Genomic DNA, 24,876 nt, shown 5'->3' on the forward strand with positions numbered 1-24,876 from the left:
CGAAAGGACCAGCCCATGCTCACCCGACCCTCTCCGGTGCAGGTTCCCGAACACGAGCTCGCCTGGATCGAGACCGCGACGGCCCTCGCCGCACGATTGAGTCGCGAGGTCGCCGCCGACGACGTCTCGGGAGAGCTGCCGGCCGACGGGCTCCGGGCGATCTCGGCCAGCGGCCTCGACGTCGCCTTCCTGCCGAAGGAGTTCGGCGGCGAGACGCTGTCGTACGCCGCTCTGGCGCAGGTGGTGCGCATCCTCGCCGCCGCGCATCCCGCTGCCGCCGCCGTGTGGCTCATGCACATCGGGGCGGCCCATGCCCTGGTGACCCTCTCGACACCCTCGAACGCGGAGTTCTTCGCCGAGCGGCTGCGGTCGGGCGCGCGCTTCTCGAACGCGCTCTCGGAGCCCGCCGGCGGCAACTTCTTCCTCTCCTCGCAGCAAGACGTCGAGCCGGCCGACGGCGGCTGGACGCTCTCGGGGCGGAAGCTCTTCGTCTCGGGCGCCGAGATCGCCGACCATGTCTTCCTCAACGTCCGCGTCGACGGCACTCCAGGCTTCTTCGGAGTCGACCGCGACGACACCTTCTCGCTGCCCGAGTTCGACCAGACCATCGGCATGCGGGCGACCCGCAGCCGCACGATCGTGTTCGACGGCACCCACCTCCCGGCGTCGAGGCGCTGCGGCATCCCGCCGGCCGACTACGCGAACCTCATCACCGTCGGCTTCGCCTCGCTCTCGATCGGCATCGCCGAGTCGGCGATCGACGCGCTGACCGCGTCGGCCTCGGTGGCGAAGGGGCCGGCGGCCGAGCGGCTCGCCGACGCCCCCTGGGTGAAGTCGGAGACGGCGATGGTGTGGGCCGAGCTGCGTGCGGCGCGGCTGCTCGCGGAGCAGACCGCGTGGCTCGCCGACCGCCGCGACCCGCAGGCGATGGCCGCCGCGACGGAGGCGAAGATGCTCGCCAACGAGGTGGCGAAGAAGGCCGCCGCGCTCGCCCTCAAGGTGGGCGGTGGCAGTGCTTTCCTCGCGCGCTCGCCCATCCAGCGCATCTTCCGTGACGCGCAGGCGGGGGCTCTCATGGCCTACTCGGTGCCGTTCAGCCAGGAGATCGTCGGCGGCTGGGTGCTGTCGGAGCCGGTTCCCAGCTAGAGGTGTGGCATGCCTAACTTAGGTATGCCTATACTGATCTCGCCATGTATGAGATCGCCACCGACTCCACCGTCGTCTCCCGAGCATCCGGTCGCGTGCTGATCGCCGCCACCGAGTCGAACCTCGACGAGGTGCGCGCCATCGTCGCCACCCTGGGGGAGCGTGCCCATGGCCAGGTCTTCGTCGAGGTGCCCTCGGCGGCCGAGATCGACCCGATCCAGACGCCGGAGCGGGTCACCGTGACGTGGCTGCGCCGCGACATCCGCACCGGCGAGATGGGCACGGGCCTCGCCTGCGCCCCCGGTCAGGCGCTGCGCCGGGCCGTACGGGCCTGGGTGGGCGAGATGTCGACCGGCGACGCCGAGATCGACGGCGACGCGGTGTGCGTGTGGCTCGGCCGCGACGTGCCGAACGACTTCGCCGGGGTGTGAGCGAGAACCCGCTCAGGGGCTATCGCGCCCGCCCCCGCTTGACGTAGTTCCCGTCTTCGAGCCCCGCCTCGACCTCGAAGTGGTTCGTCAGGGGGTTCTGCCCGGCGAGCGCGTAGAGCAGCGGGAACATCATCCCGTACTGCTTCCACTGCTGCCGGTGCACCTTCTCGTGCCGCAGCACCGCGGGCGCGTCGTTGTCGTCGGTGAGGTACACCCCGCCCACGCAGGTGCCGCCGCGGCGGAAGGCCCAGCGCGGCAGCCCCGTGCACACGAACAGGCCGTCGACCCGGCGGATGCGCCCGGTGCCGAACACGCTGCCGATGAGGAGGGCGACACCGGTGGCGTAGAGGTAGCCCGCCCGGGCGACCGGCGGCGCGTAGAGCACGGCTCGCACGCGGGCCATCGCCCCCTCGTCGCTCATGCGCTGCCGTCTCGACCGTAGGTCTCGAGCAGCCGCAGCCAGACCTCGCTGATGGTGGGGTACGAGGGCACGGCGTGCCAGAGCCGCGAGAGGGGCACCTCGCCGACGACGGCGACGGTGGCGGAGTGCAGCAGCTCCTGCACGTCGGGGCCCACGAAGGTGACGCCGAGCAGCACCTTCCGCTCCTCGTCGACCACGGCGCGCGCGGTGCCCTGGTAGCCGTCGGTGTGCACGCTCGCTCCCGCGACGTTGCCGATCTCGTAGTCGACGACCCGGATGCTGTGGCCGGCCTTCTCTGCGGCGGCGGCGGTGAGGCCCACCGACGCCACCTGCGGGTCGGTGAAGGTCACCTGCGGCACCGACTGGTGGTCGGCGGTCGCCACGTGACGTCCCCACGGGGCGTCGTCGACGGGCTCGCCCTTCGCCCGCGCAGCCACCACGTCGCCGGCGGCCCGCGCCTGGTACTTGCCCTGGTGGGTCAGCAATGCGCGATGGTTGACGTCGCCGGTGGCGTACAACCACTCGCCCTCGAGCGGCTTGCCGTCGGAGCCGAGCACGAGCAGCGTGTCGTCGGTGCGAAGCCACTCGCCGGGCTCCAGCCCGACGGTCTCGAGACCGAGGTCGCCGGTGCGGGGGAGCCGCCCCGTGGCGACGAGCAGCTCGTCGCCCTCGATCGCGGTGCCGTCGTCGAGGGTGGTGACGACGACCCCGTCGGGGCGCCGCTCGACGGAGGCGGGTGAGGCGCCGAGGTGCAGCTCGACGCCCATCGCCCCGAGCGACTCGGCGACGGCCTCGCCCGCGAAGGGCTCCTGGTTCGCCAGCAGCGCGCCGCGCGACACCACCGTGACCCGGGAGCCCAGCGTGGCGTAGGCGGTCGCGAGCTCGCAGGCGACAACGCCTCCGCCGATGACGGTGAAGCGCTCGGGGATGCTCTGGGCGCTGGTCGCCTCGCGGCTCGTCCACGGCGCCGCCTCGGCGAGGCCGGGGATGTCGGGCAGCAGCGCCGTCGAGCCGGTGGAGACCACGACGGCGTGCCGGGCGGTGAGCTTCGACACGGTGCCATCGCCCGCGGTCACCGACAGCTCCTTCACCCCCGTGAAGACGGCATGCCCGCGCACCAGGTCGATGCCGGCCCCGCGCACCCAGTCGACCTGCCCGCTGTCGTTCCAGTCGCTGGTGAACGAGTTGCGGCGCTTCAGCACCGCCGCCACGTCGATGTCGCCGGTCACGGCCTGCGCGGCCCCGTCGACCGTCTTCGCGGCGTGCACCACTTCGCCCGCCCGCAACAGCGCCTTCGAGGGCATGCAGGCCCAGTAGGAGCACTCGCCGCCGACCAGCTCCGCCTCCACCAGCGCGACGGTGAGGCCACCCTGCACGGCTCGGTCGGCGACGTTCTCGCCCACCGCCCCTGCGCCGATCACGATGACGTCGAATTCCTGGGACATGACTGCTCCTGCTGGTCGCTGGTGGGGTGGGAAGGGGTGGGCGGAGGATGCTCGCTCAGCGCACCAGGGCCGACACGATGCGCAGGATGGCGGGGAGGTCGTCGACCACCGCATCCGGAGCGCTCGGCGCGAACTCGGTGATCCCCGCGCCGACGAGCTCGAACTCGGCCCGCACGGCGCGCACGGCGTCGGTGAGAGCGGCGACGCTCAGCCCGAACGGTTCGGGATGCGTGATGCCGCTGATCTCGGCCGGGTCGAGCACGTCGAGGTCGACGTGGATGTAGACGGCCCCGGCTCCCGTGGCGCGCACCGCGTCGACGAGCGCCTGTGGGCCACGGCCGAGGCCGTCGGCGTCGATGACGGCGATCGAGGTGGAGCCGAGGTAGGCGGCCTCGGCGTCGTCGAACGCCCGCGTGCCGGCGAGCACGAGGTGCTCAGGCGCCACGACGCGACGCCCGCCGGTGAGCTGCTCGGGAGCCTCGCCCAGCAGGGCCCGCACGACCATGTCGTGGAAGGCGCCCGTGGGCGAGGTCTCGGGGGAGTGGATGTCGGGGTGGGCGTCGAACCACACCACGGCGACGGGTTCGCTCCGCGCCGCCACGGCGTGGCGCACGGCGGCGTACTCGACACCGCAGTCGCCGCCCACGACGACCGGGGTCATGCCGGGCACCGTGTCGTCGAGCGCTGCGTCGAGGGCGTCGGCGACCGCCGAGATCGACGAGAAGCGGGCGATCCCCGTCTCGAGGGACTCGCCGGCTCCCGCCGGGATCTCGACGGTACGCGTCGCCGCCGACGGGAGGTCGCCGCGGATCGCCTCGGCGCCGTCGATCAGCCGCATGGCCCGGCTCGAGCTCGAGCCCTGCCACTGCGGCACCACGATGAAGGTCGCCGACATGACTGCCGCTGCCCGCTACTCGCCGCTCGTGACGGCCTTGGTGGGCGAGCCGGCCTTCAGCGCGGCCAGGCGCGCCTCGACCTCGGTGAGCTCACCGAGGTCGTCGAGGCTCTCGAACTGAGCGTCGAGGCTGGAGGCGTTCAGCTCCTCCTGGCCACGCACCCGCGCCTCCTCGCGGCGGATCTTGTCTTCGAAGCGGCCCAGGTCGCTCGACGGGTCGAGCACGTTGATGTTCTTCAGCGCATCCTGCACCTTGCCCTGCGCCTCGGCGGTCTTGGCGCGGGCGACCAGGTTGTCGCGCTTCATCTTCAGCTGGTTGAGCTTCTCCTTCATGGCGGCAAGGCCCGACTTGAGCTTCTCGACCGACTCGGTCTGCGACGCGATGGAGGGCTCGGCGCTCTTGGCCTCGTTCTCCGACTGCAGCTGGCGCGTCAGTGCGACCTTGGCCAGGGCGTCGAACTTGTCGGCGTCGACCGTGTTGCCCGCAGCGCGGAACTCATCCGCCTTGGTGCTCGCGGCGAGGGCCTTGCGGCCCCAGTCGGCGGCGGCCGCGACGTCTTCGCGGTGGTCGTCCTCGAGCAGACGCAGGTTGCCGATGGTCTGCGCGATGGCGCTCTCGGCGTCGGCGATGTTCGAGGTGTAGTCGCGCACCAGCTGGTCGAGCATGAGCTGCGGGTCTTCGGCCTGGTCGATCAACGCGTTGATGTTGGCCTTCGCGAGCTGGGCGATGCGGCCGAAGATCGATTGCTTGGTGGACATGTGGTTCTCCTTCGTGTCGTGCGTGATCAATCGTGTCGTGTGGTTGATGGTCCCTGTATCGGGGTCAGGCCGGCGGGGTCAGAAGCGGCCGCCTCCGCCGCGTCGACCGCCGCCGCTCGAGCGGCTGCTCGACCTGCTCGCCCTGCTGCTCGACCGGCCGCCGCCGAAGCTCCCGCCGCTCGAGCGCCTGCTGCTCGACCAGCTGCTTCCTCGGCTGCCCCCGCCCCAGCCGCCGCTCCAGCCGCTCGACCAGCTGCTGCCGCCACCCCGGTCGTCGTCGAAGAGCCCGCCCAGGATGCCGCCGAGGACGGCGCCGCCGAAGCTGTCGTCGCGGGAGGAGCTCGACGTTCCCGCGCCCCAGTTCGTGTCGCGGGCCCACGTGACGTCCTGTTGGGCGGAGGCGGTGGCGAGGGAGGCCATCCTCGAAGCCTGGGTGGCCTCGTCGAGCGACCTCGCGGGATCGGTGGCGGAGAGGGCGATCGCCTGCTGCAGGTGCCGTTCGGCCTCGGAGAGCCGGGTGCGGGCGTCCGACCCGACGGCGCCGCGGCGGGTCTGCAGGAAGCTCTGAGCGGCAGCGACCTCGCTCTGCGCCGAAGCGATCGCGCGGTCGCGTTGCGCCTGGAGCCGCGCCGCCCGCTCCCGTTCGTCGCGAAGGGCGGCGAGGGCGGTGTCGAGCGGCGCGTTCGCCTTCTCGAGCGCGATGCGTGCGTTCAGCGGGTCGCGCGCGCCGAGCGAACGGGCCCGGTCGAGCTCGATGCGGAGAGCCGCCGCCATGCGCTCGATCTCGGCGTTCGCCCCGGGTTGCGCTGCGGCGAGCTTCTCCGCCTCGGCGATGTCGAGGGCGGCGTCGTCGACGGCGGCACCGAGGCCCGACTGGGCGGCGCCGAGGTCGCGCTCGAGGGTGGCGAGGGATTCGAGCAGAGTGACCGCCTGGGCGAGTGCCTGCTGGGCATTGCGGATGCGCAGGGCCGCCTCGGCGCTGCCGCCCCGCGCTGCGGCCGAGTCGGGTGAGCCGACCGGGGCGGCTGCGCCGGCCTGGGCGGCGGGGGTCGGGGCGGGGTTCGCGTGAGCCGCCGGGCTCGCCGACGGCCCGGCCGCCGTCGACGCATCCGCCGCCCCGACGAGCCTTGCGGCGGTGTCGAGCTCGGCCTCGGCGAAGTCGCGGAGCTTGTCGGCCTGGTCGACGTTGCCCGCCACCGTGCCGAGGGCCCCGGGGTCGTAGTTCGTGCCGAGCGTGGCGAGGCGAGCCCTGGCGTCGTCTTCGGAGGCGCCCACGGTGGCGAGCGTCTGGCGCGCCGCGGCGAGGGCGGGTGCGGGGTCGCGTTCGAGGTCGCGGAGGGCGGTGAAGGCTTCGAGCTGGTCGTCGAGGCGGTCGGCGGCGGCGTCGCAGATCTCGATGATCTGCTGCGACCAGGCACGACGTTCCTCGTCGGTGTCGGGAACCGCGTCGTCGAGCTTCTGCTTGAGGGCGAACGCCTGCGAGAGCGACCCCTTCACCTCACCGAGGACAGTGGTGAACTGGGCTGTCGCCTCCTGGCCGAACTGCGCGACGGCGAACCCGAGCTCTTCCTCGCTCGAGGTGACCGCGTCGTCGAGGTCGATGAGCACGGCACCCACTCGCTGGTCGAGCTCCTTCTGTGTGGGGCCCGCCAGCTCGGCGGCGGCCGTGTCGCGCCGGTCGAGCGTCTTGCGGCGACGCACCAGCACGATCACCAGCACGGCGAGGCCCACGACGATGATGATGCCGGCGATCACCCAGATGAAGCCGCCGATGCCGAGACCTTCCTGCGCGTGACCCGAGCCCCCGGCGACCCCGTCGCCGCCGAGCTCGCGCGAGATGCCGTCGGCTGCGGCGACGCCGGCGCCCGCCCAGTCGGAGTCGTGCAGCTGCGGCACGATGTCGTCGGTCTCGATGGAGGTGAGCTGGTCGTCGTCGAGGGCGAACGACGAGTCGACCGACAGCTGGTAGACGCGATCGTCGACGGCCACCGCGAGCAGCACGTCGTTGCGGCCGAACTGGTTGATCGAGGCGACCTCGTCCGTCCAGGCCTGGCGGTCGGAGGGGTTCGTGAACGAGTCGGTGTAGACGACGAACAGGTTGACGCCCTGCTCGGTGGCCAGCTCGTCGACGGCGTCCTGCACCTGCTGCAGGGCGGCGGCGTCGAGAACGCCGGCGTCGTCGACGACATAGCGGCCGGCCAGGTCGACGGGGTCGGTGGCGGAGGCCGGTGCTGCGATGAGCAGCACAGGAACGAGGAGCCCCGCGGCGAGGCCGGCGACGGCGGCGAGGACGGATCGGATGCTCGCGACGCGGCGAGTTCGGTGCTGAGCTCTCATCCCTCCCGAGTCTAGGAGGGACCGCTCGAAAGCGCCTCCGGAATCTGTGTTGCGTCGTGTGACGTCACGGATGCGCGCCGCCGTGCCGCTCGACAGGATGGAGAGGTGTCGTCAGCCCCCCTGCTCAGCATCGTCTCCGTGACGGATGCGCGCCCGCACGCCCCTGAGTACCACGCGTACTCGGCGATGCTGGCAGAGCGCACCGCGCGGGGGGCGCGTCGCGCGGGCTGGCGGGTCGAGAGGGTGGCAGCAGCCGACGTCTCCGTCGCCACCACCCTTCGCCGCACCGAGCGCGCCGCGGCGCTGGTGTTGCTCGGGGGAGAGGACATCGCGCCCGAGTTCTACCGGGCGGCGCGCGGCTACCGCGCCGAGGGCGCCCACGCCGAGCGCGCCGACGAGGCGCAGATCGCGCTGGTCGGCCGGGCGCTCGGGCGGCACACGCCGCTCCTCGGCATCTGCCGCGGTCACCAGATCATCGACGTGGCCCTCGGCGGCACGCTCGTGCAAGACCTGGGTGAGCACTCGGGGCATCGCAACGACGGCGTCGAGATCCATCGGGTGATGAGCGACCACGAGGTCGAGCTGGAGCCGGGCTCGCGTCTGCACGGGGTTCTCGGCGGCCGGGTGATCACGCGGAGTGCGCACCATCAGGCCATCGACCGGCTGGGTGAGGGCCTCCGGGTCGTCGCCCGTGCATCCGACGGTCTGATCGAGGCGGTCGAGCACGAGACCGCGCCCATCACGGGTGTGCAGTGGCACCCCGAAGACCCGCGCGCGCCGCGTGGGCAGCTCGGTGCTCTCCTCGCCGGCCTGGCGACGCCCGCTCTCCGTCTCGCCGCCTGAGCCCCTGCGACACGCCCGGCTGGGGCGCGAACTATACGTCGGGTTTCCGCTCGGGCTGGGCGAATCGCCGGTGTGTTGCTAATGTGACTCGTGTTGTTTCTGTGACGAGTGAGACACAAGTGACGGGCTTGGGTTGTCGGCGCAGCATCCGATCGGTCGGGAACCCCTATGCACACCACCGTTGAGACGAGCACGGGCGTCGTTCACGCGCGCCGGCGCCGAGCCGTGAGGTCGTCCGGCGCGCTTCTGGCGGTGGGGGCCCTCGTCGCCACGCTGATGGCGGGCTCGCCCGCAGCCGCCACCGACTACCCGTCGTGGGACGACGTGCTCGCGGCCAAGTCGAGCGAGACGGCCAAGTCGGCGCAGATCGCCGAGCTGCAGGGGCTCATCAGCGGGCTCGAGGCCGAGGTCTCCGCCGCCGAAGCCGTGGCCGATCAGGCCTGGCAGGCCGACCAGGTGGCGCAGCAGGCGCTCACCGAAGGCACCAGGAAGGCCGACGAGCTGCGGGCCGGCGCCGATGCCGCCGCCGCCCGCTCAGAGGAGTCGAACCGGCGGGCCGCGGCCCTCGCCGGCCAGTTCGCGCGGAGCGCCGGCAACGACCTCACCTCGCGGCTCATGGTCTCGGGCGACGGCAGCGACGACCTGCTCTATCAGCTCGGCGCCATGTCGAAGCTCAGCGAGACCAGCCAGGGCGTGTTCGAGAAGGCGAAGCAGGATGCGAACACCGCGTCGTCGCTGAGCGACCAGGCCGACGTGGCCCAGGCCGAGCTCGCCTCCCTCGCGGCGGCTGCCGACGCGTCGCTGCAGGCCGCGGTCGAGGCGCAGAAGGCGGTGCAGGGGGCGCTGCTCGAGCAGGAGAAGCATCAGGCGGAGCTCACCGTGCAGCTCGCCGCCCTGCAGCAGAACACGATCACCACCGAGGCTCAGTACCAGGCCGGCGTCGAGGCCGAGCGCCAGCGGCGCATCGCCGAGGAGCAGGCGGCTGCGGCTGCGGCTGCTGCTGCTGCCGAGGAGGAGGCGCGGAACCGCGAGGCTGCCGGTGGCGGTGGCGGCTCGTCAGGCGGCGGCGGCGGTGGCTCGTCAGGCGGCGGTGGCGGCGGCATCTCGGTCTCTCCGCCCGCCCAGTCGTACAGCGGCCAGGCCGTCGTCGACTACGCCGAGCAGTTCGTCGGCGTCGTCCCCTACGGCTGGGGAGCAGACCCCAACGACAGCTTCGGTTGCGACGGTCTCACCCAGTACGTCTACGGCCAGTTCGGCATCTCCCTGCCGCGCCTGGTGAGCCGCCAGGCCGCGATGGGCGTGCGCGTGTCGCCCCAAGACGCCCAGCCCGGCGACCTCGTGGTGTGGCCCGGAGCCCACATCGGCATCTACGACGGCCACGGCGGCGTCATCCACTCACCCGACTGGGGCCGCTACGTCACCCACGCCACCGGCCTCTGGGGCAGCTACTACTTCGTCCGCCTCGTCTGACCCGCCGCCCCGTGCGAGCCGGAACGTCACTCGTCACCGCTGCACCAGCAGAAACAGCACGAGGTTCAGAATCGCGAGCGACGCCCCGAACGCGGCGAGGCCGAGCATGAACAGCCGCATCCGGAACTGGGGCTCGCCTCTCCTGTACCTCGGATGCCGGCCCTGCCAGAACGCCGGAACGAGAATGCACACCAGCGATGCGGCCAACAGCACGTAGAAGGTCATCTCCACCACCTCGCGCACAACGACGCGGAGGCGATGCCGACCAACATCGCAACCACGATCACCCCTCGTTCAAAGCTCGCGCCTCTCCCCACACCCTGCGTGCACCCTACGACGAGAAGGAGCCCCAGGAAACGAAGGCGCCGCCGCGAGTGCCCACTCGTCGCGCGCTGTGGGCTCAGTCAGCAAAACCCACACTCTCTTGAGCGCCAGCGTGGCGGCGGTGGCGCCACTCTCGCAAGAACGACGCCCAGCCGGCGGACAACTCGTTGTCGTCGATCGGTGCTCGAGGAGCGGAGTCGGCGTAGAACGCGTCGATCTGATCGACGAATCCGAGAATCGCGTCGCGCCATTGCGAGCGCGTCGCGACGGCAGAGCGGTTCCCGCGAGTGAGGGTGACGCGATCTCCTACGGTGACGACGGACAGGTCGACGCCGGAGGGGCAGCCCAGGATCACGCAGCGACCCTCCTCCTCCCAGATGAAGTGTCCGCAGCAGGGAATGAGCTGGTTGAACTCGGCGAGGGAGTCACCCGGCACGTGATCGGCGTCGAGCGTGCGGAGCAGATACAGCCGGGCAGCCGATGGCGTGAGCGTACCGTCTTCCGGTCCGTCCAGCAGCTCGTGTCCGACAGCGAGGACCGCCGCCGGTCGCCGTCAGGGGCGGGTCAGTCGCGGGCGTAGGAGGTGATCGACTCGACGGTGCCGTCGGCGTTGCGGATGATGTGGTCGCACTGGCGGGTCATCGCCCAGGTGCGGCCCTCGGCGATGGCCTGGGTGCGGATGACGTGGGTGGAGAGGTCGCTCTCCTCGCCCTGCATCCGGTTGTGCCACATGTTGCGGCTCCTGAACGTCTCGACGGCTGTCATGATCGCGCTCCTTCGCTGACGATGACACGGGTGCGGCTGGGTGGGCCGTGCCCAGCATTGTAGAGCCAGGGGGATGCGGAGGGCGGAATCCGCCGAGAACGCTCGAGGCGGGTGGATGGTGTGCCCCCAGTAGGATTTGAACCTACGGCCTTCTGCTCCGGAGGCAGACGCTCTATCCCCTGAGCTATGGGGGCCCGGGGTGCGTTATCCAGGGTAGCAGGCCGTGGGGGCCGCCACCGTCATCACCACCTCGTCAGCCGTGTGAGGATCGTGTCATGAAGCGCATCGTGTCCGCCGAGATCGACGCCACCGTCGACCGCGCCACCACCGTCGTGTTCTCGCTCGCCGTCGCCCAAGGGGCCGACGTCGTCGCGGAGTCGATCGACTACCGCATTGACGGCGAACCGATCGAACCGGTGGAGCTGACGGATGCGCTCGGCACCCGCCTGCACCGCTTCGACGTTCCGCCGGGCGGCTTCACGGCGCGCTACCACGCCGAGGTCGATGGCAAGGCCGCACCGGCGCCGATCGACGAGCTCGACCTCATCCGCTATCTCCGCCCGAGCCGCTACTGCGAGTCGGACAGGCTGCTGCCCACCGCCGCCGCCGAGTTCACGGGGCTCGAGGGCCGGGCGCTGCTCGACGCGGTGAGTTCGTGGGTGGGGGCCGAGCTCCGCTACGTACCGGGGTCGAGCGCCCCGACCGACGGCGCGGTGCAGACCCTGCTCCTGCGCCAGGGCGTGTGCCGCGACTACGCGCACCTCGCCATCGCTCTGCTGCGCGCGCTCGATGTGCCGGCCCGCCTGGTCTCCGTCTACGCGCCCGGTCTGTCGCCGATGGACTTCCACGCCGTCGCCGAGGCCTACACCGAGGGCGCCTGGCACGTCATCGACGCCACCGTGCTCGCGCCCCGGCAGAGCCTCGTGCGCATCGCGACCGGCCGCGACGCCGCCGACACCGCGTTCCTCACCAACCACGGCGGCTACCTCACCCTCGACCGCCTCGAGGTCACCGCCACCGCCGACCTCCTCCCGATCGACGACCTCGACCTCCTCGTCGAGCTCGGCTGACCGCGGGGCCGAGCCCGCACCACCGGCCCTCCCTCCCTGCTCGGCCGCCGATCGCCCCGCATCCGCCGGGATAGAATCGACCCTCGTGACTCCCGAAGACCTCTCCGCCCACCTCTTCGCCATCGTGACGGCCCGCCTGGCCGCGGTCGCGCCCGAGAACGGCGAGCCCGCGCTCACCGTCACCGAGGCCGACACCGCGCTCGAGCGCCCGCGCAACCGGGAGCACGGCGACTGGGCGTCGAACATCGCCATGAAGCTCGCCAAGCGCCTCGGCACCAACCCGCGCGCCTTCGCCCTCGAGCTCGCCCCGGCGATCGAGGCGATCGACGGCGTGGCCTCCGTCGAGGTGGCGGGCCCCGGCTTCATCAACATCACTCTCGAGACCGCGGCGGCCGCCGAGATCGCCCGCACCATCGTCGAGGCGGGGGAGTCGTTCGGCCGCAGCGACGTGCTCGCCGGCCACACCATCAACATGGAGTTCGTCTCGGCAAACCCCACCGGCCCCTTGCACATCGGCCACACCCGCTGGGCCGCCCTCGGCGACTCGATCGCCCGGGTGCTGCGCGCATCCGGAGCCGAGGTCACCGCCGAGTACTACATCAACGACGCCGGCAGCCAGATGGACGTCTTCGGCCTCTCGGTGCTCGCCGCCGCGAAGGGAGAGCCCACGCCCGAGAAGGGCTACCCGGGCGCCTACATCCAGACCCTGGCCCAGCGCGTGCTCGAGGCGGTGCCCGATCTGCTCGAGAAACCGCACGACGAGGCGGTGGCGATCGCCCGCGACCTCGCCTACGAGTACCAGCTCGCCGAGATCAAGCAGTCGCTGGCGAACTTCCACGTGCACTTCGACGTGTTCTTCTCCGAGCGCACCCTCCACACTCCGGATGCGGTGACCGGCAAGACCGCCATCGACGACGCCGAGGAGCGACTGCGCGCCCAGGGGCACGTGTTCGAGGCCGACGACGCCGTCTGGGTGCGCACCACCGACTTCGGCGACGACAAAGACCGCGTGCTCACCCGCGGCAACGGTGTCGTCACCTACTTCGCCGCCGACGCGGCGTACTACCTGTCGAAGAAAGACCGCGGCTTCCCCGAGAAGATCTACCTGCTGGGCGCCGACCACCACGGCTACGTGGGGCGCCTCAAGGCCCTCGCCGCTGCGGCGGGCGACGACCCCGACACCGGGCTCAGCGTGCTCATCGGCCAGCTGGTGAACCTCAACGGCGCGAAGCTCTCCAAACGCGCCGGCAACATCATCGAGCTCGACGACCTCCTCGACTGGCTCGGCGCCGACGCCCTGCGCTTCTGGCTCGCCCGCTACCCGGCCGACTCGCCGCTGTCGCTCGACGGCGAGAAGCTGCGCTCGCGCACCAACGACAACCCGGTGTTCTACGTGCAGTACGCCCACGCCCGCACCCGCTCCGTGGCGCGCAACGCCTCCGCGGCAGGTGTCACCCGCGACGCCTTCGAGCCCGCGCTCCTCGACCACGCCACCGAGACCGCGCTCCTCGGCGCCCTGCAGGAGTACCCTCGGGTGCTCGCGCACGCCGCCGAGCTGCGCGAGCCGCACCGTGTCGCCCGCTACCTCGAAGACCTGGCCGGCCACTACCACCGCTGGTACGACGCCACCCGTGTGCTGCCGTTCGGCGACGAGGAGGTCTCGGCCATCCACGGCACCCGGCTGTGGCTGAACGACGCCACCGGCCAGGTCATCCGCAACGGTCTCGATCTCATCGGCGTCTCCGCTCCCGACCGCATGTGAGGCGTGCGCGCATCCGTCGTCGAAGCGGATGCGCGCCGCACACGGCAGGATTGACGCATGACGACAGAGCCGATCACTCCGCCGCCCGCCGCCACCCCTCCCGTAGCGACCGCCCCGGCGCGGCGCCGGCGCCGCTGGCCGTGGGTGCTCGTGGTGGTGCTCGTGCTCGTCGCCGTCGGGCTCGTGATCGCCGACATCGCGGTGCGTGCCTCGGTCGAGTCCCAGGCGGCCGCCCAGATCGAGGAACAGCTGCCCGAGAACGTCGAGGGCGACGTCACCGTCGAGATCGGCGGCTTCTCCTTCCTCGCCCAGGCCCTCACCGGCAGGCTCTCCGAGGTCGTGCTCGACGCGCCAGAGCTCTCGGTGAACGGCGTGCCGCTCGCCGCCCACGCGGTGGCCAACGGGGTGCCCACCGATCTCATGAAGCCGATCGAGACCATCAGCGCCTCGATCTCCATCGATCAGGATGCGGTGAACGGCATCGTCGACATCCCGGGCGACTCCGGGCTCGTGCTGGGCGCGGGCGACGTCTCCTACGAGGGCACGCTGTCGATCTTCGGCTTCCAGCTCGGCTACCAGGTGACGGGCGTCGTCACCGCCGACGGCGACCGTGTGCTCGTCGAGCCGCGCTCGGCCTCGCTCACCCAGGGGGCGGGCAACCTCGACATCGACCTCGACCAGCTGCTCGGCAGCCTCGCCGACGACCCCATCTCCGTGTGCGTCGCGCAGTACCTCCCCGAGGGCGCCACCGTCGACTCGCTCGAGATCACCGAGGGCCGTGCCACGGCCGTGCTCTCGGCCGACGACTTCGTGGTCGACGAGGAGAGCCTGCGCACCCTCGGCAGCTGCGGGTGAGCCGGAGCCGCTAAGCTCGTAGCACCCGGGTGATCGCACCCCGGGAACGGCTTCAGGGACCAAGCCGGGTCCGCTCGCCCCTTCCACTCGCCAGGCCGTGCATCCGCACGTCGACGACACCGCCAAGGGAACCGTTCATGACCTCCAGCCCGCTCGCCCCCGAGTGGCTCTCCGAGCCTGCCGATGCCGATGCGCTGCCGCCGCTCGTCTGGCCCGCCACCGCGGGTCGCACGGCCGCCGGCGAGATCGAGATCGGCGGGGTCGCCGTCTCCCGGCTCGCCGAGCGCTTCGGCACCCCGCTCTACGTCGTCGACGAGACGGATGCACGGGCCAGGGCCGTCGAGGTGCGCGCCGCCTTCGACACCGCCGCCGCCGAGGCCGGCACCCGCGCGAAGGTGTACTACGCGGGGAAGGCGTTCCTCACCATCGAGGTCGCGCGCTGGATGAGCGAGGCCGGTCTCTCGATCGACGTCTGCAGCGGGGGAGAGCTCGCGGTCGCTCTCGCCGCAGGCGTCGACCCCGCGCACCTCGGTCTCCACGGCAACAACAAGTCGCTCGACGAGATCGAGCGGGCCGTCGCGACGGGCGTCGGCGTGATCGTTCTCGACAGCGCCATCGAGATCGAGCGGGTCGCGGCGACAGCTGCGCGGCTCGGCCGCGTGCAAGAGGTGCGTCTGCGGGTGAACAGCGGCGTGCACGCCCACACCCACGACTTCCTCGCCACCGCCCACGAAGACCAGAAGTTCGGGGTGCGGCTCGATCAGGCGGCCGAGTACGTCGCCGCCATCCGCTCGCACGAGTCGCTGCGCTTCCTGGGTCTGCACTGCCACATCGGTTCGCAGATCTTCGGTTCGGAGGGCTTCGCCGAGTCGGCTGCGCGCCTGCTGGAGCTGCAGGCCGAGTTGCTCGCAGACGGCGACGTGCCCGAGCTCAACCTCGGCGGCGGCTTCGGCATCGCCTACACCACCGCCGACGACCCGACCCCGATCGCCGAGCTGGCGTCGCTCATCGTCGGCACCGTCGCGACGGAGTGCGCCCGCCTCGGCATCCCGGTTCCCGCGCTCGCCTTCGAACCCGGTCGCACCGTGATCGGCCGCTCGGGCGCCACCCTCTACGAGGTGGGCACCATCAAAGACGTGCTCGTGGGTGCCGACGGCACCGACTCCGTGCGCCGTTACGTGAGCGTCGACGGCGGCATGAGCGACAACGCCCGGCCCGCGCTCTACGGCGCCGACTACTCCGTGCGCCTCGCGAATCGCACGAGCGACGCGGATGCGGCGCTCGTGCGCGTGGTGGGCAAGCATTGCGAGAGCGGCGACATCGTGGTGCAGGCCGACTACCTGCCGGGCGATGTCGCCCCGGGCGACCTCGTGATGGTGCCGGCGACCGGCGCCTACTGCTGGTCGCTGTCGAGCAACTACAACTACCTCGGGCGTCCCGCCGTCGTCGCCGTCGCAGGCGGCGAGGCCCGGGTGCTGATCCGCCGCGAGACCGAGCACGACCTGCTCGCGCGCGACACCGCCTACCTCGGAGAGTCACGATGATCGAATACCGCAACCTCAGGATCGCCCTGCTCGGGGCAGGCTCGGTCGGCTCGCAGGTCGCCCGGCTGCTGCTCGAGCACGGCGACGAACTCGCGGCCCGCGTCGGCGCCGGTCTCGAGCTCGTCGGCGTGGCGGTGCGCGACGTCGACGCCCCGCGCGACAGCGCCATCCCGCGCGAGCTGCTCACCACCGATGCGACGGCCCTCATCCAGTCGGCCGACATCGTGATCGAGCTGATGGGGGGCCTCGAGCCCGCCCGCGAATACATCACCCTCGCCATGAACTCGGGTGCCGACGTCGTCACCGGCAACAAGGCGCTGCTCGCCACGCACGGCCCGGAGCTCTTCGCCGTCGCCGACCAGGTGGGCGCCCAGCTCTACTACGAGGCGGCGGTCGGTGGAGCCATCCCGATCATCCGTCCGCTCCGCGACTCGCTCGCAGGCGACCGCGTGCACCGCGTGATGGGCATCGTCAACGGCACCACCAACTTCATCCTCGACCGCATGGACCTCGAGGGCGACTCGTTCGAGAACGCTCTCGCCGTGGCGACCGAGCTCGGCTACGCCGAGGCCGATCCCACGGCCGACGTGGAGGGTTACGACGCCGCGCAGAAGGCGGCAATCCTCGCCAGTCTCGCCTTCCACACCGTGGTGCCGGTCGAGGCCGTGCACCGTGAGGGCATGACCACCGTCACGGCAGCCCAGGTCGAGGCCGCCGAGAAGGCGGGTTTCGTGGTGAAGCTGCTCGCCATCTGCGAGCGTCTCACCGACCCCGAGACGGGCGTCGAGGGCGTCGTCGCCCGCGTGCATCCCTCGCTCATCAGCCGGCGTCATCCGCTCGCCGCCGTGCACGAGGCCAAGAACGCCGTGTTCGTGCAGGCGGAGGCCGCGGGCGACCTCATGTTCTACGGCGCGGGTGCCGGCGGCACCGAGACGGCCTCCGCGGTGCTCGGCGACCTGGTGTCGGCAGCGCGCCGGCACCTTGCCGGAGGCCCCGGCGTGGGGGAGTCGACGCACGCGAACCTCCCGGTGTTCCCGATCGGCGCCGTCACCACCCGCTACCAGCTCACCCTCGTCGTCACCGACAAGCCGGGTGTGCTCGCTCAGATCGCCGGGCTGTTCAGCGAGCACGGCGTCTCGGTGGAGGCCGTGCAGCAGACCGTCGCCACCGCGCCGCCCGGGCGGTCGGGCGACGAGCCGCTCACCGCTACCCTTGTGATAGTCACGCACGAAGCCACCGACGCGGCCCTCTCGGCCACGGTGGCGGCTGTTTCCTCGCACGACGCCGTCGTTCGGGTGGAATCAGTCCTACGAGTCGAAGGAGAAACGCCCTAGTGGCCGACAGCACGCCCCGCATCCCCTCCCGCCAGTGGCGCGGGGTCCTTCACGAGTACGCCCACCGGCTCGACATCACCGACGCCACTCCCGTCGTGACGCTGGGGGAGGGCGGCACCCCGCTCATCCCCGCCCCCGCGCTCTCCGCGCGCACCGGCGCCAAGGTGTACATCAAGTTCGAGGGCATGAACCCCACCGGCTCGTTCAAAGACCGCGGCATGACCATGGCCATCTCGAAGGCCGTCGAGCACGGTGCGAAGGCCGTCATCTGCGCCTCCACCGGCAACACCTCGGCTTCGGCCGCCGCCTACGCCACCCACGCCGGCATCACCGCCGCCGTGCTGGTGCCCGAGGGCAAGATCGCCCTCGGCAAGCTCAGCCAGGCCATCGCGCACAACGCCGAGCTCATCCAGGTGCAGGGCAACTTCGACGACTGCCTCGACCTCGCCCGCGAGCTCGCCGAGAACTACCCGGTGCACCTCGTGAACTCGGTGAACCCCGACCGCATCAACGGCCAGAAGACCGCAGCCTACGAGGTGGTCGAGGTGCTGCAGGATGCGCCCGACTTCCACCTGCTGCCGGTCGGCAACGCGGGCAACTACACCGCGTACTCCCGCGGCTACGGCGAAGAGCTCGACCGTGGCGTCACCACCAAGCTGCCGCGCATGTTCGGCTTCCAGGCCGAGGGTTCGGCCCCCATCGTGCTCGGCCACCCGGTGCTCGACCCCGACACCATCGCCAGCGCCATCCGCATCGGCAACCCGGCCTCGTGGGAGCTCGCGCTCCAGGCGCGCGAGCGCACTGACGGGTACTTCGGCGCCATCAGCGACGCCGACATCCTCGCCGCCCACCGCCTGCTCTCGGCCGAAGTCGGCATCTTCGTCGAGCCGGCCTCTGCGATCGGCGTGGCCGGACTCCTCGAGCGCGCGGCCGCCGGCGTCATCACCGCGGGCGCGACCGTCGTCATCACGGTCACCGGCCACGGCCTGAAAGACCCGCAGTGGGCCCTCAAGTCGGCCGACGGCTCCGAGGTGCAGCCCACGATCGTGCCCGTCGACACCGCCGAGATCGCCGGCGTGCTCGGCCTCGCGAAAGACGCGTCGTGACCGACGCCCCCTCGACGGAGGGTACCGCGGAGGCCGTCGTGCCGGTGGGGCGCACGGTCACCGTGCGGGTTCCGGCCACCACGGCGAACCTCGGGCCCGGCTTCGACACCCTCGGGCTCGCCCTGGCGCTCTACGACGAGCTCACCGTCACGGTGCGCGAGCAGCCGGGTGCCTTCGTCGACGTGAACGGCGTCGGTGCGGGCGAGGTGCCCACCGACGAGAGCAACCTCGTGGTGCGCTCGATCGCGCACACTTTCGCCGCCTACGGGCAGCCGCTGCCCGGGCTCCACCTCACGGCGCGCAACGTCATCCCGCACGGCAGGGGCCTCGGCTCCTCGGGCGCGGCGATCGTCTCGGGCATCATGGCCGCCAAGGGCCTGCTCTCCGGCATCGTCGAGATCGACCCGCTCGGCCTCCTGGCCCGCGCGACCGAGCTCGAGGGCCACCCCGACAACGTCGCACCCGGCCTCTTCGGCGGGCTCACCATCGCCTGGGTCACCCCGGAAGGCCCCCAGTTCAAGAAGCTCAACGTGCACCGCGGCGTCTCGCCGCTCGTGCTCGTGCCGCAGGAGACGATGTCGACCGCGCTGGCGCGCAGCCTCCAGCCGGAGTCGGTGCCGCACGCCGACGCCATCTTCAACGTGTCGCGCTCGACGCTCCTGATCGCCGCGCTCATCCAGAGCCCCGAGCTGCTGCTCGCGGCGACGGAGGACAAGCTGCACCAGAGCTACCGGGCGAGCGCCATGCCCGAGACCGACCGGCTCATCCAGGAGCTCCGCGCCGAGGGCTTCCCTGCGGTCGTCTCGGGGGCCGGCCCCAGCATCCTGGTGCTCTGCAGCGACCCCGGGCAGCGGCTCGAAGCCGTCGAGCTCGTCGCCCGGCGCTCCGCGACACCCTGGCAGTCGCTCGTTCTGGCCGTCGACTTCAAAGGTGCTACAGTTGTGCTGCACCCGGACGAAGGCAAGTAACCTCCGAGCGACTAAGCTCCGGGGTTCTTCGAATCCCGTCCCGGCTGTATTTCCTCAACTCATTCCTGCCGCGTGCAGAGACGTTCCGGCCCCGTGGGCGATCCCGGTGATCGCGCACACCGACGACGTAGCGGTGCGCAGGCAGTCTCTGTCTGGCTCTTCCTGCCGGCAGGGGAAGGACACATTTCTCCCGTGACAGACGTCAACTCAAGCGCCGAGCTCTCGACACTGAAGGTCTCCCAGCTGCAGGCGATCGCCTCCCAGCTCGGCATGGCCGGCGCTTCCAAGCTCCGCAAGGGCGACCTCATCGAGGCCATCCGTAAGGTTCAGGAGGGCCAGGAGCTCCCCGCCGGCCTCCCGGTGACGCTCGAGCCCGTCGCTGCGGAGCCCGAGGCAGCGGCTCCCGCCTCGGCCGATGAGGCACCGGCGGCCCCCGCCGATGAGGCACCGGCGGCCCCCGCCGACGAGGCGCCGGCTTCCGCGCCACTCACCTTCGACTTCGACACCCCCGCCGCCGATCAGGCAGCGCCGGTCGACGGCCCGATCGTTCCCGACGAGCTGCTGCGTGCGGCCCCGGCGACGCAGAGCGCCCCGCGCGAGCAGATCGTCATCGAACTGCCCGAGGGCCCGGTCGCCCCCAAGCGTCGCGGTTCGCGCCGCGTCACGTCGGTCGACGGCGGCTACGCCATCGAGCGCACCGCCTCCGGCCGCAGTGGCGAGGAGGCTCCCGCAGCCGAGCGCGGCGGCTCGCGTCGCGGCGCGGAGCGTGTGCCGGCCGGTGGCCACCTGAACCGTGACGACGCCACCGTCGCCGGCCTCGTGCCGGCCGAGCAGGGCGAGCAGAACGACGCCAAGCAGAACGACACCAGGCAGAACGACGCCGAGCAGCCCGCCGCGGTCGAGGGTTCGGAGCAGGGCGTCCAGCCCGAGCAGAACGAGCGGCCCGAGGGCGGCCGTGGTCGCAACCGCCGTGGTCGCAACCGCAACAACAACGGCGGTGCGAACCAGAACGCCGACGCGCAGGGCCAGAACGGCGGCGGCCAGAACGGCGGCGGCCAGAACGGCGCCGCTCAGGGCGGCAACGGCCAGAACAGCGGCGGCCAGAACAGCAGTGGCCAGAACGGCGCCGCTCAGGGCGGCTCGGGCCAGGGCGGCAACGCGCAGAACGAGTCCAAGCAGCAGGGCGAGCAGTCGGGCCAGCGCGGCAACGACCGGAACGGCCCCGCCGAGGAGGAGCGCAGCGAGCGAGGCGCACGCAACCGGTACCGCGACCGCAAGCGCCGCGGCCAGTCGGGCGGCGACGACGTCGAGCCCGAGATCAGCGAAGACGACGTGCTGCTGCCTGTGGCCGGCATCCTCGACATCCTCGACAACTACGCCTTCGTGCGCACGAGCGGCTACCTCCCGGGCAACAGCGACGTCTACGTCTCGCTCGGCCAGGTGAAGAAGTACAACCTGCGCAAGGGCGACGCCGTCGTCGGCTCCATCCGCCAGCCCCGCGAGGGCGACGCGGGCGGCCGCCAGAAGTACAACGCCATCGTGCGCATCGAGTCGATCAACGGCCTCCCCGTCGACGAGGCGCAGAACCGCGTCGAGTTCGGCAAGCTCACCCCGCTCTACCCGCAGGAGCGCCTGCGCCTCGAGACCGAGCCGGCCAAGCTGACGCAGCGCATCATCGACCTGGTGGCCCCCATCGGCAAGGGCCAGCGCGGCCTCATCGTCGCGCCCCCGAAGGCCGGCAAGACCATCGTGCTGCAGCAGATCGCCAACGCGATCTCGACCAACAACCCCGAGGTGCACCTCATGGTGGTGCTGGTCGACGAGCGACCCGAAGAGGTCACCGACATGCAGCGCACGGTGAAGGGCGAGGTCATCGCGAGCACCTTCGACCGTCCCGCCGAAGACCACACGACGGTCGCCGAGCTCGCCATCGAGCGCGCCAAGCGACTGGTCGAGCTCGGCCACGACGTGGTCGTGCTGCTCGACTCCATCACCCGCCTCGGCCGCGCCTACAACCTGGCGTCACCGGCTTCGGGCCGCATCCTCTCGGGCGGTGTCGACGCATCCGCTCTCTACCCGCCGAAGCGCTTCTTCGGCGCGGCGCGCAACATCGAGAACGGCGGATCGCTCACCATCCTCGCCACCGCGCTGGTGGAGACCGGCTCGAAGATGGACGAGGTGATCTTCGAGGAGTTCAAGGGCACCGGCAACTCCGAGCTGCGTCTGTCGCGCCAGCTCGCCGACAAGCGCATCTTCCCGGCCGTCGACGTGAACGCTTCGTCGACCCGTCGCGAAGAGCTGCTCATGGGCGCCGACGAGACCAAGATCACCTGGAAGCTGCGCCGTGCCCTCGCGGGCGTCGACCAGCAGCAGGCCCTCGAGATCGTGCTGTCGCGCCTCAAGGAGACCTCCTCGAACGTGGAGTTCCTCATGCAGGTGCAGAAGTCGATGCCCACCCCCGCGGGCGGCAACGGCAACGGTCACCACAAGGGGGAGTGATGTTCGAGTCCGTGGCCGCGCTGCGGGCCGAGCACGACGACCTGCAGCAGCAGCTCTCCGACCCCGAACTGCACGGCGACCCGGCGCGCTCGAAGCGGGTGAACCGGCGCTACGCCGAGCTCAGCCGCATCGTCGCCGCGCACGCCGCCTGGCAGCAGAACGTCGACGACCTCGAGGCCGCGCGTGAGCTGGCCGCCGAAGATCCGGCCTTCGCCGACGAGATCCCCGCCCTCGAGGTGAGCCTCGAGGAGAACGCCGAGAAGCTGCGGCGCCTGCTCATCCCGCGCGACCCCGACGACGCGCGCGACGTGATCATGGAGATCAAAGCGGGCGAGGGCGGTGCCGAGAGCATGCTCTTCGCCGCCGACCTCCTCCGCATGTACCTGCATTACGCCGAGTCGAAGGGCTGGAAGACCGAGCTCCTCGAACGCACCGAGAGCGATCTGGGCGGCTACAAAGACGTGCAGATCGCGGTGAAGGGGCGCTCGAGCGACCCCGCCGAGGGCGTCTGGGCGCACCTGAAGTACGAGGGCGGGGTGCACCGCGTGCAGCGGGTTCCCGCCACCGAGTCGCAGGGCCGCATCCACACCTCCGCCGCGGGCGTGCTGGTCTTCCCCGAGGTCGACGAGCCCGAAGAGGTCGAGATCAACCAGAACGACCTCAAGATCGACGTCTTCCGCTCCTCCGGCCCCGGTGGCCAGTCGGTGAACACGACCGACTCCGCGGTGCGCATCACCCACCTGCCGACGGGCATCGTGGTCTCGATGCAGAACGAGAAGAGCCAGCTGCAGAACCGCGAGGCGGCGATGCGCGTGCTGCGTGCGCGCATCCTGGCCAAGCAGCAGGAGGAGCTCGACGCCGAGGCCAGTGCCGCGCGCAAGAGCCAGATCCGCTCGGTCGACCGCTCGGAACGCATCCGCACCTACAACTTCCCCGAGAACCGCATCGCCGACCACCGCACCGGGTTCAAGGCCTACAACCTCGACCAGGTGATGGACGGCGCTCTCGAGCCCATCATCCAGTCGGCGATCGCCGCCGACGAGGAGTCGCGGCTCGCCGCGGTGGGCACCGAGAGCTAGGCGCCGGGGGATGACCGTCTCCGAGACCAGGGACCGACCCGTCACCGTGCGCTCGCTCTACCAGCGCTCGGTCGAGATCCTCGCCGCCGGCGGCGTGCTCGATCCGCAGGTCGACGCCGAGCTGCTCATCGGGCACGTGCTCGGCGCCTCGCGCGGCCGGGTGCAGTCGATGACGGTGACGGATGCTCCGGTCGGCCCCGAAGACACGCTCGCCATCGTCGAGGCCGTCGAACGCCGTGCTGCGCGCGAGCCGCTGCAGCACATCACGGGCGTCGCCTGGTTCCGCTCCCTCGAGCTCTCGGTGGGCCCTGGCGTGTTCGTGCCTCGGCCCGAGACGGAGTTCGTCGCCGGCCTCGCCATCGACGCCCTGCGCGCGGTGGTGCCGGCGGGGGAGGACCCACCGGTCGCGGTCGACCTCGGCACCGGCAGTGGGGCCATCGCGCTGTCGCTCGCCGTCGAGGTGCCGCACGCGGCGGTGGTGGGCGTCGAGAACTCGCCGCGCGCCTTCGTCTGGGCGAAGGAGAATCTGCGCCGGGTCGATCCCGGCAACGCGCGGCTGGTGTTCATCGACCTCGCCGACGCCCTGCCCGAGCTCGACGGCACGGTCGACGTCGTGGTGTCGAACCCCCCGTACATTCCGCTCGGCGCGATTCCGCGCGACCCCGAGGTGCGGCTGTTCGACCCCGAGCAGGCGCTCTACGGGGGCGACGACGGTCTCGTCGTGGTGCGCGAGGTCTCGGCCACCGCGCGCCGCCTGCTCCGCCCGGGTGGAGCCCTGGTCATCGAGCACGGCGACCTGCAGGGCGCCGAGATGCGCGCGCTCCTCACCGCCGACGGCTGGCGCGCCGTGGCGACGCACCGCGACCTCACCGGGCGTGACCGCGCCACCACCGCCGTGCGCTGACGCGCCGGTACACTCGGCAGCATGGAACCCATCAGCTTCACCTTCGGCATCGTCGGGCTCATCATCTTCATCGTCACCGTGGTGTCGATCGTCAGGAACCCGAACCACGGGGGCCTCGGCAAGTTCGTCTGGATCCTCGTGGCATTCTTCCTCTCCATCCTCGGGTCGATCCTCTGGCTGATCTTCGGGCGCGGTCGCGTCAACCGCTGACGTCGTGCGGGCCTCTCCCGGCCACCGCGACTATCATTGAGGCTCGATGGCTGCCACATTCGACTGCTCCGTGTCCTCCGAGCTCCTCTCCGGAATGCGCCTCGCCCGCGGTGCGATCAGCCGGGGCGAGCTCGTCGTCATCCCCACCGACACGGTCTACGGCATCGCGGCCGACGCCTTCTCCCCGCGCGCGGTGCAGCGCCTCCTCGACGCGAAGGGCCGCACCCGCCAGTCGCCCCCGCCCGTGCTCATCCCCGCACTCGCGACGCTCGACGCCCTGGCCACCGACATCCCCGAGGCGGCGCGCACGCTCGTCGCCGAGTTCTGGCCGGGCGGCCTCACAATCATCCTCCGCGCCACGCCGTCGCTGATGTGGGATCTGGGCGACACGAACGGCACGGTCGCGCTGCGCATGCCCGCCGACCCGCTGGCCCTCGAGCTGCTGCAGGAGACCGGGCCGCTCGCCGTCTCGAGCGCCAACCTCACCGGCCGTCCCGCCGCCACGAGCGCCGCCGAGGCGGTGGAGATGCTCGGCGACAGCGTCGAGGTCTACCTCGACGCCGGTGAGCGCTCCGACACGCTCGCCTCCACGATCGTCGATGCGACGGGCGACGACGGGATGCTGCGCATCGTGCGTGCCGGCGCCGTGGCCGAGGAGCGCATCCGCGAGGTCGTGGGGGAGCTCTTGGCGCCAGGACCCGGCGCCTGA

24 protein-coding genes and 1 tRNA gene are annotated in these 24,876 nt (G+C 71.4%); 16 read left to right on the forward strand and 9 right to left on the reverse strand.

All coding sequences use genetic code 11. From position 1 onward, the window contains the following. Nucleotides 1–15: 15 nt before the first annotated feature. Both ABFY20_RS08590 and ABFY20_RS08595 read left to right on the forward strand, forming a co-directional pair. The gene (locus tag ABFY20_RS08590) at nucleotides 16–1,146 is read left to right on the forward strand and encodes an acyl-CoA dehydrogenase family protein (protein ID WP_368499517.1); all 1,131 of its coding nucleotides are present in this window, start codon (nucleotides 16–18) and stop codon (nucleotides 1,144–1,146) included. 44 nt (nucleotides 1,147–1,190) lie between these two features. Beyond that, a complete protein-coding gene (locus ABFY20_RS08595; RefSeq protein ID WP_368499518.1) occupies nucleotides 1,191–1,577 on the forward strand; it encodes an SIP domain-containing protein in 387 nt (128 codons plus the stop codon). A gap of 19 nt (nucleotides 1,578–1,596) precedes the next feature. Here the strand turns inward: ABFY20_RS08595 and ABFY20_RS08600 are convergent, their stop codons facing one another. The 5 genes from ABFY20_RS08600 to ABFY20_RS08620 all read right to left on the reverse strand — a co-directional run bounded on the left by ABFY20_RS08600 (nucleotide 1,597) and on the right by ABFY20_RS08620 (nucleotide 7,434). Then, nucleotides 1,597–1,998 (reverse strand): Fe-S oxidoreductase, encoded by a 402-nt coding sequence (locus tag ABFY20_RS08600; protein ID WP_368499519.1) that lies wholly within the window; start codon nucleotides 1,996–1,998, stop codon nucleotides 1,597–1,599. Then, entirely contained in the window at nucleotides 1,995–3,443 is a 1,449-nt protein-coding gene (locus ABFY20_RS08605) for an NAD(P)/FAD-dependent oxidoreductase (RefSeq protein ID WP_368499520.1), read from the reverse strand. Before ABFY20_RS08605 ends, ABFY20_RS08600 begins: the two co-directional genes overlap by 4 nt. A 55-nt stretch (nucleotides 3,444–3,498) precedes the next feature. Next, complete coding sequence (locus ABFY20_RS08610) at nucleotides 3,499–4,338, reverse strand: arginase family protein (protein WP_368499521.1); 840 nt, start codon at nucleotides 4,336–4,338, stop codon at nucleotides 3,499–3,501. Between the two features lie 15 nt (nucleotides 4,339–4,353). Further along, nucleotides 4,354–5,097, reverse strand: a complete 744-nt coding sequence (locus ABFY20_RS08615; RefSeq protein ID WP_368499522.1) for a PspA/IM30 family protein — start codon at nucleotides 5,095–5,097, stop codon at nucleotides 4,354–4,356. Between the two features lie 78 nt (nucleotides 5,098–5,175). Next, entirely contained in the window at nucleotides 5,176–7,434 is a 2,259-nt protein-coding gene (locus ABFY20_RS08620) for a TPM domain-containing protein (protein WP_368499523.1), read from the reverse strand. A gap of 105 nt (nucleotides 7,435–7,539) precedes the next feature. Between ABFY20_RS08620 and ABFY20_RS08625 the strand changes: the two genes are divergently transcribed. Together ABFY20_RS08625 and ABFY20_RS08630 are read left to right on the forward strand one after the other, a co-directional pair. After that, nucleotides 7,540–8,277, forward strand: coding sequence for a gamma-glutamyl-gamma-aminobutyrate hydrolase family protein (locus ABFY20_RS08625; protein WP_368499524.1), 738 nt, complete (start codon nucleotides 7,540–7,542; stop codon nucleotides 8,275–8,277). Nucleotides 8,278–8,445: 168 nt separating this feature from the next. Beyond that, nucleotides 8,446–9,747, forward strand: a complete 1,302-nt coding sequence (locus tag ABFY20_RS08630) for a C40 family peptidase (RefSeq protein ID WP_368499525.1) — start codon at nucleotides 8,446–8,448, stop codon at nucleotides 9,745–9,747. 33 nt (nucleotides 9,748–9,780) lie between these two features. Here ABFY20_RS08630 and ABFY20_RS08635 read toward each other — a convergent pair whose 3' ends face one another. The 4 genes from ABFY20_RS08635 to ABFY20_RS08650 all read right to left on the reverse strand — a co-directional run bounded on the left by ABFY20_RS08635 (nucleotide 9,781) and on the right by ABFY20_RS08650 (nucleotide 11,030). Then, the gene (locus tag ABFY20_RS08635; protein ID WP_368499526.1) at nucleotides 9,781–9,972 is read right to left on the reverse strand and encodes a hypothetical protein; all 192 of its coding nucleotides are present in this window, start codon (nucleotides 9,970–9,972) and stop codon (nucleotides 9,781–9,783) included. 175 nt (nucleotides 9,973–10,147) lie between these two features. Continuing rightward, entirely contained in the window at nucleotides 10,148–10,507 is a 360-nt protein-coding gene (locus ABFY20_RS08640; RefSeq protein WP_368499527.1) for a hypothetical protein, read from the reverse strand. Nucleotides 10,508–10,635: 128 nt separating this feature from the next. Next, complete coding sequence (locus tag ABFY20_RS08645) at nucleotides 10,636–10,836, reverse strand: hypothetical protein (RefSeq protein ID WP_368499528.1); 201 nt, start codon at nucleotides 10,834–10,836, stop codon at nucleotides 10,636–10,638. A 121-nt stretch (nucleotides 10,837–10,957) separates the two neighbouring features. Further along, nucleotides 10,958–11,030 (reverse strand) — tRNA-Arg (locus ABFY20_RS08650). 81 nt (nucleotides 11,031–11,111) lie between these two features. Here ABFY20_RS08650 and ABFY20_RS08655 point away from each other — a divergent pair. The 12 genes from ABFY20_RS08655 (at nucleotide 11,112) to ABFY20_RS08710 (ending at nucleotide 24,876) form a co-directional block, all read left to right on the forward strand. Next, nucleotides 11,112–11,906, forward strand: coding sequence for a transglutaminase family protein (locus ABFY20_RS08655; RefSeq protein ID WP_368499529.1), 795 nt, complete (start codon nucleotides 11,112–11,114; stop codon nucleotides 11,904–11,906). Nucleotides 11,907–11,991: 85 nt separating this feature from the next. Continuing rightward, the gene (argS, locus tag ABFY20_RS08660; RefSeq protein WP_368499530.1) at nucleotides 11,992–13,668 is read left to right on the forward strand and encodes an arginine--tRNA ligase; all 1,677 of its coding nucleotides are present in this window, start codon (nucleotides 11,992–11,994) and stop codon (nucleotides 13,666–13,668) included. A 57-nt stretch (nucleotides 13,669–13,725) separates the two neighbouring features. Then, entirely contained in the window at nucleotides 13,726–14,523 is a 798-nt protein-coding gene (locus ABFY20_RS08665; RefSeq protein ID WP_368499531.1) for a DUF2993 domain-containing protein, read from the forward strand. A 137-nt stretch (nucleotides 14,524–14,660) separates the two neighbouring features. Then, a complete protein-coding gene (lysA, locus tag ABFY20_RS08670) occupies nucleotides 14,661–16,067 on the forward strand; it encodes a diaminopimelate decarboxylase (RefSeq protein WP_368499532.1) in 1,407 nt (468 codons plus the stop codon). Continuing rightward, nucleotides 16,064–17,401, forward strand: a complete 1,338-nt coding sequence (locus tag ABFY20_RS08675) for a homoserine dehydrogenase (protein WP_368499534.1) — start codon at nucleotides 16,064–16,066, stop codon at nucleotides 17,399–17,401. Before lysA ends, ABFY20_RS08675 begins: the two co-directional genes overlap by 4 nt. Beyond that, nucleotides 17,401–18,507 (forward strand): threonine synthase, encoded by a 1,107-nt coding sequence (gene thrC / locus ABFY20_RS08680; RefSeq protein ID WP_368499535.1) that lies wholly within the window; start codon nucleotides 17,401–17,403, stop codon nucleotides 18,505–18,507. Before ABFY20_RS08675 ends, thrC begins: the two co-directional genes overlap by 1 nt. Further along, entirely contained in the window at nucleotides 18,504–19,475 is a 972-nt protein-coding gene (gene thrB, locus ABFY20_RS08685) for a homoserine kinase (protein ID WP_368499536.1), read from the forward strand. The genes thrC and thrB overlap by 4 nt, the downstream gene beginning before the upstream one ends. A gap of 192 nt (nucleotides 19,476–19,667) precedes the next feature. Then, nucleotides 19,668–21,974 carry a transcription termination factor Rho gene (gene rho / locus ABFY20_RS08690; RefSeq protein ID WP_368499537.1) on the forward strand — a complete coding sequence of 769 codons (2,307 nt, stop codon included), beginning with the start codon at nucleotides 19,668–19,670 and terminating at the stop codon, nucleotides 21,972–21,974. Continuing rightward, the gene (gene prfA, locus ABFY20_RS08695) at nucleotides 21,974–23,053 is read left to right on the forward strand and encodes a peptide chain release factor 1 (protein WP_368499538.1); all 1,080 of its coding nucleotides are present in this window, start codon (nucleotides 21,974–21,976) and stop codon (nucleotides 23,051–23,053) included. The genes rho and prfA overlap by 1 nt, the downstream gene beginning before the upstream one ends. A 10-nt stretch (nucleotides 23,054–23,063) precedes the next feature. Then, nucleotides 23,064–23,957: a peptide chain release factor N(5)-glutamine methyltransferase gene (prmC, locus tag ABFY20_RS08700; protein ID WP_368499539.1), complete on the forward strand. Its 894-nt coding sequence runs from the start codon at nucleotides 23,064–23,066 to the stop codon at nucleotides 23,955–23,957. 21 nt (nucleotides 23,958–23,978) lie between these two features. Next, the gene (locus ABFY20_RS08705) at nucleotides 23,979–24,167 is read left to right on the forward strand and encodes a PLDc N-terminal domain-containing protein (RefSeq protein WP_368499540.1); all 189 of its coding nucleotides are present in this window, start codon (nucleotides 23,979–23,981) and stop codon (nucleotides 24,165–24,167) included. 46 nt (nucleotides 24,168–24,213) lie between these two features. Continuing rightward, entirely contained in the window at nucleotides 24,214–24,876 is a 663-nt protein-coding gene (locus ABFY20_RS08710) for an L-threonylcarbamoyladenylate synthase (protein ID WP_368499541.1), read from the forward strand.

It is taken from the genome of Herbiconiux sp. A18JL235 (genome assembly GCF_040939305.1).
Taxonomy (GTDB): Bacteria; Actinomycetota; Actinomycetes; order Actinomycetales; family Microbacteriaceae; genus Herbiconiux.